Below are 13,674 nucleotides of genomic sequence, written 5' to 3'. Positions count from 1 at the left end.
TTGTGATTTTGCTTCACGACATAATTCGCATCATTATCATTACTAATACTATCCTTGCTTTTTACATTGTATTTCATAGAAGACGTTCTGTCTCTACTACTTGGGCATGGTTGATAATTTTATTAGTCTTTCCAGTTATTGGTATTATACTTTATGCGTTTTTCGGAAGAGGAATATCACAAGAAAACATTTTTGCTATTAATAAACAACACCACTTAGGACTACGTAATGTCCAAAAAGCAATTGCTAAAGCTCCAAAAAAAGTTAGTTCTTCCGATACCACTACTAAAGGAAAAATAGCCATTCATTACTTTAATAAAGATGGCTATTCTCCAGTGACTAAAAATAATCATGTTTCACTTTTTACAGATGGACGTAAAATGTTTGATAGCATGATTGAAGACATTGAAAATGCTAAAGAAACAATTAATGTTGAATTTTATACATTCTATAATGATGATATTGGAAATCGTATATTAGATTTACTAATAAAAAAAGCAAAAGAAGGAATTCAGGTTCGTGTTATTTATGATGCTTGGGGATCAATGGGAGCTACTAAAAGATGGTTTGATCAGCTTCGTAAAGTTGGAGGACAAGTTTTACCTTTTATCACTTCACGTAACATGATAACTCGCTATCGTATCAACTATCATTTGCACCGCAAAATCGTAGTAGTAGATGGAAGAATTTCTTGGACAGGTGGTTTCAATATTGGAGATCAATATTTAGGTAAAAATAAGAAATTTGGTTATTGGCGTGATAGCCAAGTTAGAATTGTTGGTTCAGCTTCTCTTCTTCTTCAAGAGCGCTTTGTCATGGATTGGAATGCATCCATCCAAAATGATTCTCAAATTATTACTTTCAATACTATCTTTTTCCCAGATTTAGACGAAACTGAAATTTCTCCAGGTGATATTGCTACTCAAATTGTTTCTGATGGACCTGACCGTTATGAACCATATATGCGTAATGGAATAATGCGACTAATGCTTTTAGCAAGAAAAAAACTCTGGATTCAAACTCCATACCTAATTCCAGATGACGCAATGCTTGCAACTTGGCAAATGATTGCTATGTCAGGCGTTGATGTTCGAATTATGATTCCATCAATGCCCGATCATCCATTTATTTATCGTGCAACACAATGGTATGCTAATGAACTTACTCGCTACGGGGTTAAAATATACATTTATAATAATGGCTTCATTCATGCTAAAACTGTAATTGTTGATGATAATTATTCTTCTGTAGGTTCAATGAACCAAGATTATCGTTCTTATGACCTCAATTTTGAAGATTGTGCTATTTTCTATGATAAAAATTTTGCTGAGCAAATGACAGCATCTTTTGAAAAGGATATGAAAGAATCAACTTTACTTACCAAAGAAATGATTAAAAATCAAAGTCGCTGGCTCAAAACTTTACAAAGTTTTTCAAGAATGCTTTCACCTATTCTTTAATAGAATTAAAATAGACCTCCAATTTCAATTCTTACACTTGAATCTAAATGTGGTTTAAGAACTTTCATAAAATGTTCAACATCCATATTGAATCTTAAAGCATATTGTCTGTCATTCTTAGTTTGAAATACACATAATACACTTGGCTTTTTAGGATTAGGGATATTGATAATTTTTACTGCATATAATTCATCATACTTGATTGTTCGCTTAAAATATCCTGCCACTACAATTCGCTTATTAGTTAAGCCTGTAAAACCATCAATTATACTTATTAATAAAAACAAAGCCAGAAATACCGTAATACCAACATCACCTCGAGCAATGTAATTCCAAGTAAATCCCAACCAAATAAATATTACTGCCCAAATAATTGAAGAAATGCGATAGCGGCAACGTACCACCAAGTTTGCTTGCCAATACCAACTATAACAAGCATAAAATAAAAATAGGGCATCAACTATAAAATAAAAATAAGATAAATTCGCCATAAAATATCCTCAACTAAAACAAACTTTATTTAATTATAACAAACTAAAAGGATTATAATTAAACTAAAGGGCTAACTTATGGAGGGGATTCATATGAGTATTTCAGAAAAAATCAAAGAATTAAAACAAGATATTCAAAAAGCAAATCACATAACATTCTTAACTGGCGCTGGAGTATCAACTCATTCTGGTATACCTGATTATCGTTCAAAAGGCGGAATTTACAACGGAATTGAAGAAAAACCTGAAACCATTTTAAGTGAAAACACTTTATTCAATCGCCCTAAATTATTTTATGATTTTGTAATGAATAATATGTATTTTCCTCAAGCAAAACCAAATCTAATTCATCAAAAAATTGCCAAAATTTGTAATGAAAAAGGAGAACTAATTACTCAAAATATCGATCAATTAGATAAAAAAGCAGGAAATGAGCATGTCATAGAATTTCATGGTAACCTATATAATATTTACTGTACTAAATGCAAAAAGCCTGTTTCATATAAAGAATACTCTCAAAATTATATCCACAAAAATTGTGGCGGTATAATTCGACCAGGTATTGTTCTTTATGGTGAAGGAATTAATCCAAATAACGTAACTAATTCAATCAATGCCATGAAAAATTCAGACTTAGTTATTATTGCAGGTACTAGTTTTATTGTTTATCCCTTTGCTCAGCTTCTTGCCTATCGTAAGCCATTTAGTAAGGTTTGGGTGATTAATAAAACTGAAATTCCAGCTCAAAATGTTAATTCAATTATTGGAGATGCAATAGATATTTTTCCTAATTTGTAATTGAATTACAGGCTACAAGTTGTTATTCTTGATGTAATGTTTTTTTATTTTTAATTTTTATACCAAAATAGGTGGTGGCAAAACATGACAGAAGTTTTTTACTATGATAATGTGACAATTGGCGATAATACTTATTTTTTGGCTGCAACCAACCTCGGTTTAGCCTATGTCGGGCTTAAAACTGCGGATAACTCCACTCCTATCTTTGGCTTTTATCCTAATAGAATGTTAATTCATGATGAAAAGAGATTAGCACCATACGTAGAACAATTAAAAGAATATTTTGCTGGTAATCGTCGCGATTTTGATGTACCAATCGATATTTCTGGCTTTGGAACGCCTTTTCAACGTAGCGTTTTAGAAGTTGTTAGGAAAGTCCCATATGGTTCTACAGTTAGTTATGGTGATATTGCAACATCTTTAGATAATGCGCGCTCAGTAAGAGCAGTCGCACATGCTGTTGCGCTTAATCCCGCTTTCATCTTCATTCCGGATCATCGAATAATTATGGCAAACGGAAAATTAGGTGGATATAGATTAGGGCCAAAAGAGAAAATGAACCTGATTAATTTAGAAAAGAGTTATGTTAATGTCCATTCTTAAACTTTATGCTCCATTTTTTGATGGAGGAAATTGGCTACACGTTATTTCTAGTGGTAAGGATTGGATGATAATCCTCACTTTAATTTTAATGGAGTGTTTACTTTCAGTTGATAATGCTGTAGTATTAGCCGCTCAAACGCAACGCTTATCTGATAAAAGTGAGCAAAGAAAATCTTTAGTATATGGACTTTGGGGAGCATATTTATTTCGTTTTATTGTAATTGGAATAGGTACTTATTTAATCAATTTTTGGGAGATAAAACTTGCCGGAAGTATTTATCTCTTTTATTTATGTTTTAAATTTTTCTATGATCAACGTCACCCAAAAGAAGTCGAAGAACATGAAAAAGAAAAAGAGAAACGACGAAAAAAACACCATAAAAATAAAACACAAAAAAAGCATGTACTTTCCCTATTTTGGAGAACTGTTATATCTATTGAAGCCATGGATATTGTTTTTTCAATTGATTCAGTTTTAGCAGCTCTTGCAGTTTCAGATAATCCCGTTGTAGTGCTAATAGGTGGAATGATTGGAATCTTATGTATGCGTGGAGTTGCGGAAATTATTATTAAACTAATGGAATTTATACCAGAACTTCAGCCAATGGCTTATTTACTAATTGGAATTATTGCATTAAAGCTTTTACTAGCGCTCCCACCACTTCATTATGAAATGCCAAACACCGCCTTTGCTATTATTGTATTTGCTATTTTAGGGTTAACAATTGTATTTCACTTTGTACGCGTTAAACGTCACGGTAAAAGACAATTATAATTTTCAAGTACAACTTTAGTTGTGCTTTTATTTTGGAGAAAATTATGGATTATTCAACTTATTTTTCAAATCAACCAACTGAAACTATTGCTCAGGATTTACTAGGACGACCGCTATATTTTGATAATGGAAAAGAAATACTAGGTGGATACATTGTAGAAACTGAAGCCTATTTAGGTAAAAAAGACCGAGCAGCTCATTCATATAATGGTCGACGTAGTCCTGCAAATGAAGGACTATACGGTAAAGCTGGCACTCTTTATATTTATTCACAAAGGCAATATTTTTTCTTTGACGTAGCAACTCAAGAAAAAGATGAACCACAGGGTATTTTAATTAGAGCAATTGAACCAAGCTTAGGCATTAATACAATGATAAAAAATCGTTCAGGAAAATCTGGTCCTCTCTTAACAAATGGACCTGGAAAAATGATGCAAGCTTTAGGAATTACTAGTCGCAAATGGGATTTACATTTTTTAGACGATTCTCCTTTTACTATTGATTTAAATGATAAACATAAAAAAATTCCCCAGGAAATAATTCCTTCTGCGCGCATTGGCATCAATCAATCTAATCCTGAATGGGCAAGCAAAAAGCTTAGATTTTTTGTGAAAGGTAATCCCTATGTTTCAAAAATGAAAAAACGTGAGTATCAAGAAAATCATGGTTGGACTTGACAAATCAAGATTTTTCCTTTAATCTATTTCTCAGTTAAATATTTCCAATGCAATAGAGGTTGCGACAAATCACGAAACCACCGCGAGTACGCGAATACTTTGACCGATGATGTAAGGATTGCCGCCGAAATAAACTTTTATTCGTGATAGAAGTTTGTTGGGCTGCAGGAGAATATGCTGCAGACTGTCTCGGTTCGTCCCCGGGGAGCGCTATAAGATTTGGTTTAATTACTGATGATTAACCTCGCTTGCATAAAGCGAGGATTTTTTTACGCTTTGTTGTATTGGCTTTGATAAAAATTGGAGGTTTTTTAGGTGAAGTCAAGGTTTAGATGGATAATTGCTAGTTTAACAATTATTCTCAGTTTATTTATTGGAGCAGGATTTACTAACGAAGTAAGTGCTGCAAAAAAAGATTCTGGAGTTCTTAAGATTGGTATGGAAGCTAATTATCCTCCATACAATTGGACTCAAACTAATGATGCAAATGGTGCTATTCCAATCGAAGGTTCAAAAACTTATGCTAATGGATACGATGTAAAAATTGCCAAAATCCTTGGTAAAAAAATGCACCGTAAGGTTGTAGCTGTTAAAACTGAATGGGATGGACTTCTTCCTTCTTTAACCTCTGGTAAAACCGATATGATTATTGCCGGAATGAGTCCAACCGCAGAGCGTAGAAAAGAAATCAACTTTACTAAACCTTATAAAAAAGGTACTTTTGTTGTCATTACTAAGAATAACAGTAAATACGCAAATGCGAAGAAACTATCAGATTTTAAAGGTGCTAAATTAACAGCTCAACAAGGTACTTTCCACTATAATTTAATTAAAGAATTAAAAGGTGCTAAGCGTGAACCTGCAATGCGTGACTTTTCAGCAATGCGTCAGAGTTTAATTTCCGGAACTATTGATGGTTATGTTGCTGAAGATACTGAAGCTACTTCATTTAAATTAGTTGATCCAGATATCAAAGCTATTCCTATTAGTAAGATGCCCGGTTTCCATGTTTCAGAAGAAGAATCAGTAACTTCAATTGGTATTGCTAAAACTCAACCAGGTCTTTTAAAAGAAGCTAATAAAATCTTAGCAACTATTCCAGCTTCTGAACGTACTAAGTTAATGACTGAAGCTGTAAAGCAACAACCAAAAGCTGACGACTCAAAGAATGGTAAAAAAGAAAGCTGGCTTGTTTCAACTTGGAAGCAATACGGCGGTATGATCATGAGTGGTATCGGTATGACTTTGCTCTTGGCATTAGTCGGTACCATCGTTGGATTCTTTATTGGACTTTTAGTAGGTATTGTTCGTACTATTCCATCTCCTACAACTCGTGGTAAGCGTTGGGGACTTAACATTGTTAAGTGGCTTCTTTCAGTTTATGTTGAAATTTTCCGTGGTACTCCAATGATGGTTCAAGCTGCAGTAATTTACTATGGTATTGCACAATTCTGGCACCTTAACTTAAATCGTACCCTAGCTGCATTAGTTATTGTTTCAATCAATACTGGTGCCTACCTTTCAGAAGTTATTCGTGGTGGTATTATTTCAACTCCAGAAGGTCAATTCGAAGCAGCCAGTGCTCTTGGTATGACTCATAATCAAAGAATGTGGCATATTATTTTGCCACAAGCTATCAAGAACTGCTTGCCATCAATTACTAATGAATTTATCGTTAACATTAAGGATACATCTGTATTGAGTATTATTTCAGTATCAGAATTATTCTTCGTTGGTACTACAATTGCCAGTCAAACATTCAAGTTCTTCCCAACTTACTTGATGATTTCAGCAATTTATCTTGTATTGACTTTCACTATTACTCGTATTTTCAACTTCATTGAAAAACGTCTTGAAGGCAATAAAAACTACAATCTTATGGCCAACCAAGTTCAAGTTGGCTCACCAAAAGATGCGGAGGCTAATAACTAATGAGTGAATCAAATGAAACTATTATCAGCTTGAAGCACATGCAAAAAGCCTATGGTGATCACCAAGTGCTTAAAGATATTAATGTAGACATTAAAAAAGGTGAAATTGTAACTATTATTGGTCCTTCTGGTGGTGGTAAATCTACTACTCTTCGTTGCATTAATTTGCTTGAGGAACCAACTGGTGGTGAAATAGATTTTCACGGTGAAAATATTCTTCATCCTGGCTATAATCGTAATGCTTTCCGCGCTAAGGTGGGAATGGTTTTCCAACAATTTGATTTATTTGAAAACAAAAACGTCCTTCAAAACTGCATGATTGGACAAGAATTAGTTTTAAGGCGTTCTAAAGCTGAAGCTAAAAAAATTGCAATGGAAAACTTAAAAAAGGTTGGCATGGATCCATTTATCAATGCTAAACCTCAACAATTATCTGGTGGACAACAACAACGTGTCGCAATCGCTAGAGCTATTTCAATGGACCCAGAAGTATTGTTATTTGACGAACCAACAAGTGCCTTAGATCCAGAAATGGTTGGAGAAGTACTTGATGTAATGCAAAAATTAGCTACTACTGGATTAACAATGGTAATTGTTACTCATGAAATGGGCTTTGCTAAAAAGATTTCAGATAATGTATTATTTGTCAGTGATGGTGTTATTACTGAACAAGGACATCCTGATGATTTATTTGATAATCCTCAAAATGCAAAAACCCAAAAGTTTTTGCGTAACTTTAAGAAGATGGATTTCTAAAAAATTAAGGATAGAAGTTTGTACTTCTATCCTTTTTTGTTACAATAAAAAAATAATTATTTGGAGGAAACTTATGAAAAACAAAGAATATTATTTCATCAAGCCATATAGCGCTGATTTACCAAAACCACCAGAAGAAAGCTTCAGCGAAATTCTAAGCGAAGCTTATTTGCACCCTTTCACTTGGAAAGCAAGAACTACCCGTAAATCTTATTGGATCAGTGTTTTAGTTAATTTAATTATTTCAGTTTTAGCAGGTATTATTATTTATTATGGTAATACAACTAATAATCTAGGTCTTAGATTAATTGACTATATTATAGCTACTGTGCTATTTATTTGGATATGGCTGGCTGGGCTAGGACAAATGATTCGCCGTCTTCATGACGTAGGCTATAGCGGTTATTGGTACTGGGCAAATTTAGTTCCATATGGAAGTCTATTTTTATTTTATTTGAGTTTACAGCCATCAACGCAAGCACCAACTGAATGGGGCACTTACCTATATAGCGATGTGGATGTTTATGGAATATTCGACCAAAATGAAGAAACTACTTCTAAAGTTCCAGTTCCAACTATTGGTCAAATTTTAAAAGAACACTTTTTTGACTGTTTCAAATGGAATGCTCGTTCAACTCGTACTTCTTATTGGGTAGGAACCGCCATTAACAGTGTTATAACTGCAGTTTTAGTGATTCCAATTTATTTCTTGTCATTCATGTTTAATTTAACTAATACTGTTAGTGACAGTGAATTTGATTCACTAATGCCATTTTTCTTAATTGTTATAGTTATTATGTTAGCCGGACTTATTTGGGCTTTCTTAGCTCAATTAGGACATACCGTACGCCGTCTTCACGATGCTGGAATGAATGGCTGGTGGTTCTGGATTACAATAATACCATATATTGGAAATTGGCTTTTAGCATTTTTACTTTTCCACCCAACTGTCGAACATGAAGTTAAATGGGATGGATATTTGTTTAATAAGAAAGATACTATTAGATAGTTAAAAATTGATAATCTATTCAAAATATAGATTATCAATTTTTTTGCTTCATTCTAAGAAAAAAGAACTATAATACATTTATAAGCTAATAAGCTTAATAAATTCAAAAGAGGCAAAAAATGAAATTCAAGAAATTATTAATTTCAGCTATATTATTAACATCTTCAGTTACTGCTTTATCAGTTGTTTCTATGCCTGCAAATGCTGCAACAACAAAAACTGCATCTGTAACTATTAAGAATAGCCCATTAACTAAAGACGGCTATCTTGTCAAAGTTACTAACGATATTTCTGGAAAAGTTTATGTTGGCGCAACTAACTACAAAAAACAACTAAAAAGTGTAACTCCACTAAAACATGCAAAAACAGTCAGTCCAAAGAATTTAAAGAAAATTAAATTTAGAATCGAAAAAGTAGCTACAATGAAAGGGAAAGCCTTTGGTGCTCCTGAATATTTAGTCGCTTCTAAAGATAAAAAGTACAGTGCTTGGACAACACAAACCGGCTTGCAATACTTCTACATGAACACTAAATCAATGCAAGGTGTTATTAAGCCTCTTAAACGTATTGCTAAGCGTTATAGCAATAAGATGGATGATTCAAGAGCTGGCAATTTAAAAGATGCTAAGAATAAAAAAGATCTTGAATTAGCTATTAAAGCTGCTAAAAAATTAAAAGGCAACCAAAGAAAGTTTGTTTTAACTTCATTAAATCAACTCAAAAAAGCCGGAACCATTAATAACGAAGGTACTAATTTATTATTATTCGGTATTCAATAACAAGAATTAAAATCATACAAAAAGCGCGGACCTAAAAATCCGCGCTTTTTTAAATTATATCTTCTTTTTCATTTTCTTGAGCAAGTTTCCAGCCAGTTACAAAATGCGTCTCACGCAAGCTTCTCAGTGCATTATAATCACTTTCCAAGCTATCAATTGCATCTTGTAGCTTTTTATTTTGCTTACGCATTTTATTCAATTCTGGATCATTTACAATGCTTTTTAAGTGAGCAGTAGCTGCAAGTTTTCTACGCCGACGTTCAAATTCTTCTTTTAAGCTCCCAAGCGAATTTTCATACTTAACTAGTTTTTTATTAATTTCTGGAATTTGATTGTTAAGTTTCTTAAATAGCTTATAAGGCATATTAGATTTAATTCGATTGCATTCACTACATGACAAAATCAAATTATCTAAATCATTGTTGTGAGAAAGTGATACCGGATCTTTATGATCAACACTTCGTCCGCGCCGACCGCAGTACTGACAGCGATAATGGTACTTAGCACGAATTCTTTCACGATCAATATAATCAACCTCATTAAGTTGAAAACTCACGTCTAAGCCCATTTTTTCAAGGTTTTTAGCAAATTCTATCCCTGAATCTGGAACGTAGTCAACTTGTCCAGTTTCACTAGCAATTACCGCTTCATTAAAGTCGTGCCTATTTATCTGCTGTTGAGCTAGTTCATTACCATCATAATCCTGAATAAACGCCTCATATCGCTTACGCATCTTTTTATCTTTAACTAGCCATCCATCCTCTTCATCTCCATCAAGCCCCACAAAAGTATAGAGAAGAGTTTGAGCAAAAGTATTCACACTACTATTGGCAAACTTCTCTGCTATTTCACCACGCTGAATACAGATGTCACAAATGCTAGTTAATTTAGGATTCATCAATCCCTTTTGCTTGAAATGCAGTGAATCTATCCTTAGACCACATCTACTGCATTGAAATTTCAATCTTATTCCCCCATTAACAAAATGCTAAAAGCTATTCTTTGCATTTTGTCCTTTCCAGCAAAGTCTCCTTTAAATAAGTCTGGCAAAATATGTTTAATAAAGTATTGTACACAAACCATGTCATCATATTTCTTGATAGTTTCAAGACTTTCTTTAAACATCTGCATATAAACAGGATTTGGATTTCCTAGTTCAATTTCACCATATGCTTCATAAAGTAAGTCTAACTTATCACAAATAGAGAGAATTTTCCCTTCTAAAGTATCGTCTTTAGCTTCTGAAAGACGCTTTTTGTAAATTTCTTGGAATTCTTTAGGAATTTCATCTTTAATAAATTTATGCGTCATAGTTTCTTCAACATCACCAATCATCTTTCGAAGTTGTGGTGTTGCATACTTTACAGGGGTCTTAATATCACCAATAAAGCGTTCTGTATAATCATGATTCAAGCTCTTTTCATAAAGAGCCTTCCAATTCACTTTTTGCTTTCCCTTAACTTCTTCGATGTCTCCCATCATCTGAGCAAGTTGTGCAGTTCTGAAGCAGTGGTCAGCAACTGAATGGTGGTGATATTTAAAGTAACCAGGTGCTCTATCAATTGATTCCAAACTGTTAAAACCTTGAATATATGCGTTTAATCCCATTCTTAATTCCTCCTTTTGTAATACTCTAAAATTTTATCTATGTTACCAAAAAAATATTTTTAATGCAAACAAAAAGTCAAGACCAATGTCTTGACTTCATATTCTTGTGTTAAACAGAGACTACTTGTTTTCGTCTTCTGCGGCCTTGTTAAGAAAAGCAACAACTGCTGCTACGTGAGCAACACGCTTCTTAGCGTTACGCTTGTTCTTAGGTCTTTGGTTTGGTTCACAACCAGTGTTGTAGTTTTCACCTTTACGCATAGCTATACTTCCTTTCAGATTTTCGAAAATCTAGTATAGTTTAACATTTAGAGTGAGTTTATGCAAGGTGTTTTTCTACACTTCTAAACTAGAATGAGTTGGCAATACTAAAATATAGTTCAAAATTCGATTGGCATAAGTAGAATTATTTTGAAAATCTTCAATAGCTGTCTTTACTTCTGGCAAATCATCAGTAATCACACCATCAACATGATCAAACATCAATTTTTTCATTAAGTTTGCATCATTTACCGTCCATGCATACACTGGATGATGATTAAGATGAGACTGCCAAATAAAGTCAGAATTCAGAGTTGAATATTCCATAGAATACCCATTTGCATTACTTTTAGGATAAGTAAAGTTGTAAGGCTGAATATACATTACATCAAGTTTAGGATTTATTTCATGAAGTCCTTCAATTACGCGATAATCCAACGATTGAACTTTATAGTGATTTTTTATAATAATTTTGCCGTATTTTTTATTGAATCGCTCAAGCATCTTTTTAGAATCATTAGGTGTAGTTTTTATTTCAATCAATAGTTTTTGATGCAATTTTTCTGCTTCATGCAAATATTGATCAAAGCTAGCTAATTTAGCACTATGACCATTTTCACGTGCTGTAAGCCTAGTCAATTGACTTAGAGTTAATTGACTTGGAGCTTTATCAACACCAGTTAGTTTCTTTAAATTTTCATCATGTAATACAATAAATTGCTTATCACGTGTTTCATGTAAATCAATTTCAACATAATCTGGCTTCATTTTAGCTGTTTTCTTTAAGGCTGGGATTGTGTTTTGAACTCCATTTTTACTACTTACTCCTCTATGCGAGACAACAATAGGAGCTTTTGAATCTTTTCCATTTAAATACAAAATGTTTGTAGTAATTGCTCCCCCAATTAGCGCAATGCCTAAAGTTATTACTCCCACAGTTAATTTAAATTTTTGTTTCGGTACAATATACTTATTTTCAGCACCAAAATCAACTAATTTAAATAAAATTAAAAAAGCAATTACAGATGACCATACTAAAATCAATTCACTAATTATTTGAATCGTAGTTAAGTTTATTACAGCTAATATTTCTGGTAATTTCCCAGGAAATACATCCCACACTAACTGCAAAACATATAAACTACAATAAAATCCTATTAACAATAACACGGTCATAATAAGTAAAATCAATAATTTTACTAATATTCTCCACCATCCAAAATTAGCTGTTTTATTCCAACTTTCTTTCATAGCTGGCCATGTTTTTTTATCATTAAAAATCATAATCGGCAAAGTTAAAATTAACCTAATTCCTAAAACGCCAACTATTAAGTAAAATACAATTAAAATTGTAAGTAAAATTCCATTTCTTGTCATATAGTCAAGAATGAACTCTGGAATTTGAATTTTTGAAAGAAGCGGTGTGCGATAAATAATATCTGCAAAAGGAATTATAAATAAAAAATATGCAATTAGTAATAATAATGATGATGGTCTTATTTTTTTACAGACATTAATAGTCTGCTTTATATTTTTTTGTATATTATAATTATTCGAACTAATATCACGAATTCCAATCAATAAAAAAGCAAACTCAGCATAAATAATAACCATTAATAAAATTAATTCAATTAATAACGCTATAAATACCATTGTATGCGTCGTAATTATGGTTACAATATTTTGATAAGAGACAAAGGGAATTGCTCCAGCTTGCAAAATATACGTTGTGAGATATCGAAATATCGGAATTACTATAAATTGACTAATTAAATCTATTCCTAGAAAAAGCATTAAATATTGCAAGAAATGCTCTTTAAAATTTATAGAATAGTGTTGAATATCTTTAAATTTCATTTTTTCTCCTCTAGTTTTTGCCTCAATTCTAACAAAAAAGGACACACTTTCTATAAAGAAAATGCATCCCTGATAGTAATTTCTTAATTTTAATATTAGCAAGTTTTTCCTTCTTGCATATCCTTAGCAGTTACACTACTTGGCTTATATTCTTCAACACTCACTGCTCCATCAATAATTCCACTATCATCTGATAAGCTTAAAGTAGAATTACGAGCATTAACTACTAAATTATTTTCTAAAAATCCCATTTCTGGCTTGGCGGTCCATAAGTCGAGACCTGCATTATTTTCAATCTTAATAGTATAATCTGGATCCTTCTTATCCAAAATTACAAATTGAAAGTTAGCACCAATTGTACAAGTTCCACCAAGCTTTGAATACTTATTAGATCCATCATTAAGTGCCAAAAGAACAACTTGGCCTGGTGACACATGTTTTTTGATAATTTCAGCTGCTTCTGGTTTAATATTCATCTTTACTTCTTCAGTCATGTTTTTCCCTCCTAAAATGGAATTTTCTTACTTGATATTAGCAAGAAAGCGTTTTTTATGCAAAAAATATGCTTTTTCGAGTAATTTTTATAAATTAAGCATTGCAAGCATTGCCAAAAAGGCTCAAAATGGTAAATAGGGTTTTTAGACGATTGTAATATGTGAGGGGGACCTT

Annotated in this window: 15 protein-coding genes and 1 riboswitch; of the genes, 9 read left to right on the top strand and 6 right to left on the bottom strand. The window is 32.6% G+C overall.

The window, feature by feature from the left end; translation table 11 throughout:
* The first annotated feature begins 2 nt into the window (after positions 1 to 2).
* The gene (cls, locus tag ACTHPI_RS09055) at positions 3 to 1,460 is read left to right on the top strand and encodes a cardiolipin synthase (protein WP_445353809.1); all 1,458 of its coding nucleotides are present in this window, start codon (positions 3 to 5) and stop codon (positions 1,458 to 1,460) included.
* A gap of 5 nt (positions 1,461 to 1,465) precedes the next feature.
* Here cls and ACTHPI_RS09050 read toward each other — a convergent pair whose 3' ends face one another.
* Entirely contained in the window at positions 1,466 to 1,951 is a 486-nt protein-coding gene (locus ACTHPI_RS09050) for a hypothetical protein (RefSeq protein WP_445353808.1), read from the bottom strand.
* Between the two features lie 93 nt (positions 1,952 to 2,044).
* Here ACTHPI_RS09050 and ACTHPI_RS09045 point away from each other — a divergent pair, with 93 nt between their 5' ends.
* The 8 genes from ACTHPI_RS09045 (at position 2,045) to ACTHPI_RS09010 (ending at position 9,279) form a co-directional block, all read left to right on the top strand.
* Positions 2,045 to 2,749 (top strand): NAD-dependent protein deacylase, encoded by a 705-nt coding sequence (locus tag ACTHPI_RS09045; protein WP_445353807.1) that lies wholly within the window; start codon positions 2,045 to 2,047, stop codon positions 2,747 to 2,749.
* Between the two features lie 84 nt (positions 2,750 to 2,833).
* Positions 2,834 to 3,352 (top strand): methylated-DNA--[protein]-cysteine S-methyltransferase, encoded by a 519-nt coding sequence (locus tag ACTHPI_RS09040; RefSeq protein ID WP_445353806.1) that lies wholly within the window; start codon positions 2,834 to 2,836, stop codon positions 3,350 to 3,352.
* Entirely contained in the window at positions 3,339 to 4,127 is a 789-nt protein-coding gene (locus tag ACTHPI_RS09035; protein ID WP_445353805.1) for a TerC family protein, read from the top strand. The genes ACTHPI_RS09040 and ACTHPI_RS09035 overlap by 14 nt, the downstream gene beginning before the upstream one ends.
* A gap of 44 nt (positions 4,128 to 4,171) precedes the next feature.
* Positions 4,172 to 4,804, top strand: coding sequence for a DNA-3-methyladenine glycosylase (locus ACTHPI_RS09030; RefSeq protein ID WP_445353804.1), 633 nt, complete (start codon positions 4,172 to 4,174; stop codon positions 4,802 to 4,804).
* A gap of 45 nt (positions 4,805 to 4,849) precedes the next feature.
* Positions 4,850 to 5,025, top strand: a riboswitch (Lysine riboswitch).
* 94 nt (positions 5,026 to 5,119) lie between these two features.
* Positions 5,120 to 6,736, top strand: coding sequence for an ABC transporter substrate-binding protein/permease (locus tag ACTHPI_RS09025; protein WP_445353803.1), 1,617 nt, complete (start codon positions 5,120 to 5,122; stop codon positions 6,734 to 6,736).
* On the top strand, positions 6,736 to 7,491 hold the full coding sequence (locus ACTHPI_RS09020; protein WP_445353802.1) for an amino acid ABC transporter ATP-binding protein: 756 nt from the start codon (positions 6,736 to 6,738) through the stop codon (positions 7,489 to 7,491). Before ACTHPI_RS09025 ends, ACTHPI_RS09020 begins: the two co-directional genes overlap by 1 nt.
* 73 nt (positions 7,492 to 7,564) lie before the next feature.
* On the top strand, positions 7,565 to 8,500 hold the full coding sequence (locus tag ACTHPI_RS09015) for a DUF805 domain-containing protein (RefSeq protein WP_445353801.1): 936 nt from the start codon (positions 7,565 to 7,567) through the stop codon (positions 8,498 to 8,500).
* Between the two features lie 119 nt (positions 8,501 to 8,619).
* Positions 8,620 to 9,279 carry a hypothetical protein gene (locus tag ACTHPI_RS09010; protein ID WP_445353800.1) on the top strand — a complete coding sequence of 220 codons (660 nt, stop codon included), beginning with the start codon at positions 8,620 to 8,622 and terminating at the stop codon, positions 9,277 to 9,279.
* Positions 9,280 to 9,328: 49 nt separating this feature from the next.
* Here ACTHPI_RS09010 and ACTHPI_RS09005 read toward each other — a convergent pair whose 3' ends face one another.
* From ACTHPI_RS09005 to ACTHPI_RS08985, 5 genes are all read right to left on the bottom strand, one after another.
* Positions 9,329 to 10,243 carry an HNH endonuclease gene (locus tag ACTHPI_RS09005; RefSeq protein ID WP_445353799.1) on the bottom strand — a complete coding sequence of 305 codons (915 nt, stop codon included), beginning with the start codon at positions 10,241 to 10,243 and terminating at the stop codon, positions 9,329 to 9,331.
* Between the two features lie 2 nt (positions 10,244 to 10,245).
* Positions 10,246 to 10,887 (bottom strand): YfbR-like 5'-deoxynucleotidase, encoded by a 642-nt coding sequence (locus ACTHPI_RS09000; protein ID WP_144354585.1) that lies wholly within the window; start codon positions 10,885 to 10,887, stop codon positions 10,246 to 10,248.
* 120 nt (positions 10,888 to 11,007) lie between these two features.
* On the bottom strand, positions 11,008 to 11,148 hold the full coding sequence (locus ACTHPI_RS08995) for a hypothetical protein (protein ID WP_155833163.1): 141 nt from the start codon (positions 11,146 to 11,148) through the stop codon (positions 11,008 to 11,010).
* A 75-nt stretch (positions 11,149 to 11,223) separates the two neighbouring features.
* A complete protein-coding gene (locus ACTHPI_RS08990) occupies positions 11,224 to 13,005 on the bottom strand; it encodes a glycerophosphoryl diester phosphodiesterase membrane domain-containing protein (protein ID WP_445353798.1) in 1,782 nt (593 codons plus the stop codon).
* Positions 13,006 to 13,100: 95 nt separating this feature from the next.
* The gene (locus ACTHPI_RS08985; RefSeq protein WP_445353797.1) at positions 13,101 to 13,499 is read right to left on the bottom strand and encodes an iron-sulfur cluster biosynthesis family protein; all 399 of its coding nucleotides are present in this window, start codon (positions 13,497 to 13,499) and stop codon (positions 13,101 to 13,103) included.
* Positions 13,500 to 13,674 lie beyond the last annotated feature (175 nt).

The organism is Lactobacillus sp. PSON (assembly GCF_052615405.1).
Note: the sequence above shows the minus strand (reverse complement) of the source record. Positions and strands in the feature narration are given on the sequence as shown.

Bases quoted from the DNA above. Each gene is read 5' to 3' on its own strand.
- ACTHPI_RS09050 (WP_445353808.1), bottom strand. From the start codon at position 1,951: ATGGCGAATTTATCTTATTTTTATTTTATAGTTGATGCCCTATTTTTA.
- ACTHPI_RS09045 (WP_445353807.1), top strand. From the start codon at position 2,045: ATGAGTATTTCAGAAAAAATCAAAGAATTAAAACAAGATATTCAAAAA.
- ACTHPI_RS09040 (WP_445353806.1), top strand. From the start codon at position 2,834: ATGACAGAAGTTTTTTACTATGATAATGTGACAATTGGCGATAATACT.
- ACTHPI_RS09035 (WP_445353805.1), top strand. From the start codon at position 3,339: ATGTCCATTCTTAAACTTTATGCTCCATTTTTTGATGGAGGAAATTGG.
- ACTHPI_RS09030 (WP_445353804.1), top strand. From the start codon at position 4,172: ATGGATTATTCAACTTATTTTTCAAATCAACCAACTGAAACTATTGCT.
- ACTHPI_RS09020 (WP_445353802.1), top strand. From the start codon at position 6,736: ATGAGTGAATCAAATGAAACTATTATCAGCTTGAAGCACATGCAAAAA.
- ACTHPI_RS09015 (WP_445353801.1), top strand. From the start codon at position 7,565: ATGAAAAACAAAGAATATTATTTCATCAAGCCATATAGCGCTGATTTA.
- ACTHPI_RS09010 (WP_445353800.1), top strand. From the start codon at position 8,620: ATGAAATTCAAGAAATTATTAATTTCAGCTATATTATTAACATCTTCA.
- ACTHPI_RS09000 (WP_144354585.1), bottom strand. From the start codon at position 10,887: ATGGGATTAAACGCATATATTCAAGGTTTTAACAGTTTGGAATCAATT.
- ACTHPI_RS08995 (WP_155833163.1), bottom strand. From the start codon at position 11,148: ATGCGTAAAGGTGAAAACTACAACACTGGTTGTGAACCAAACCAAAGA.
- ACTHPI_RS08990 (WP_445353798.1), bottom strand. From the start codon at position 13,005: ATGAAATTTAAAGATATTCAACACTATTCTATAAATTTTAAAGAGCAT.
- ACTHPI_RS08985 (WP_445353797.1), bottom strand. From the start codon at position 13,499: ATGACTGAAGAAGTAAAGATGAATATTAAACCAGAAGCAGCTGAAATT.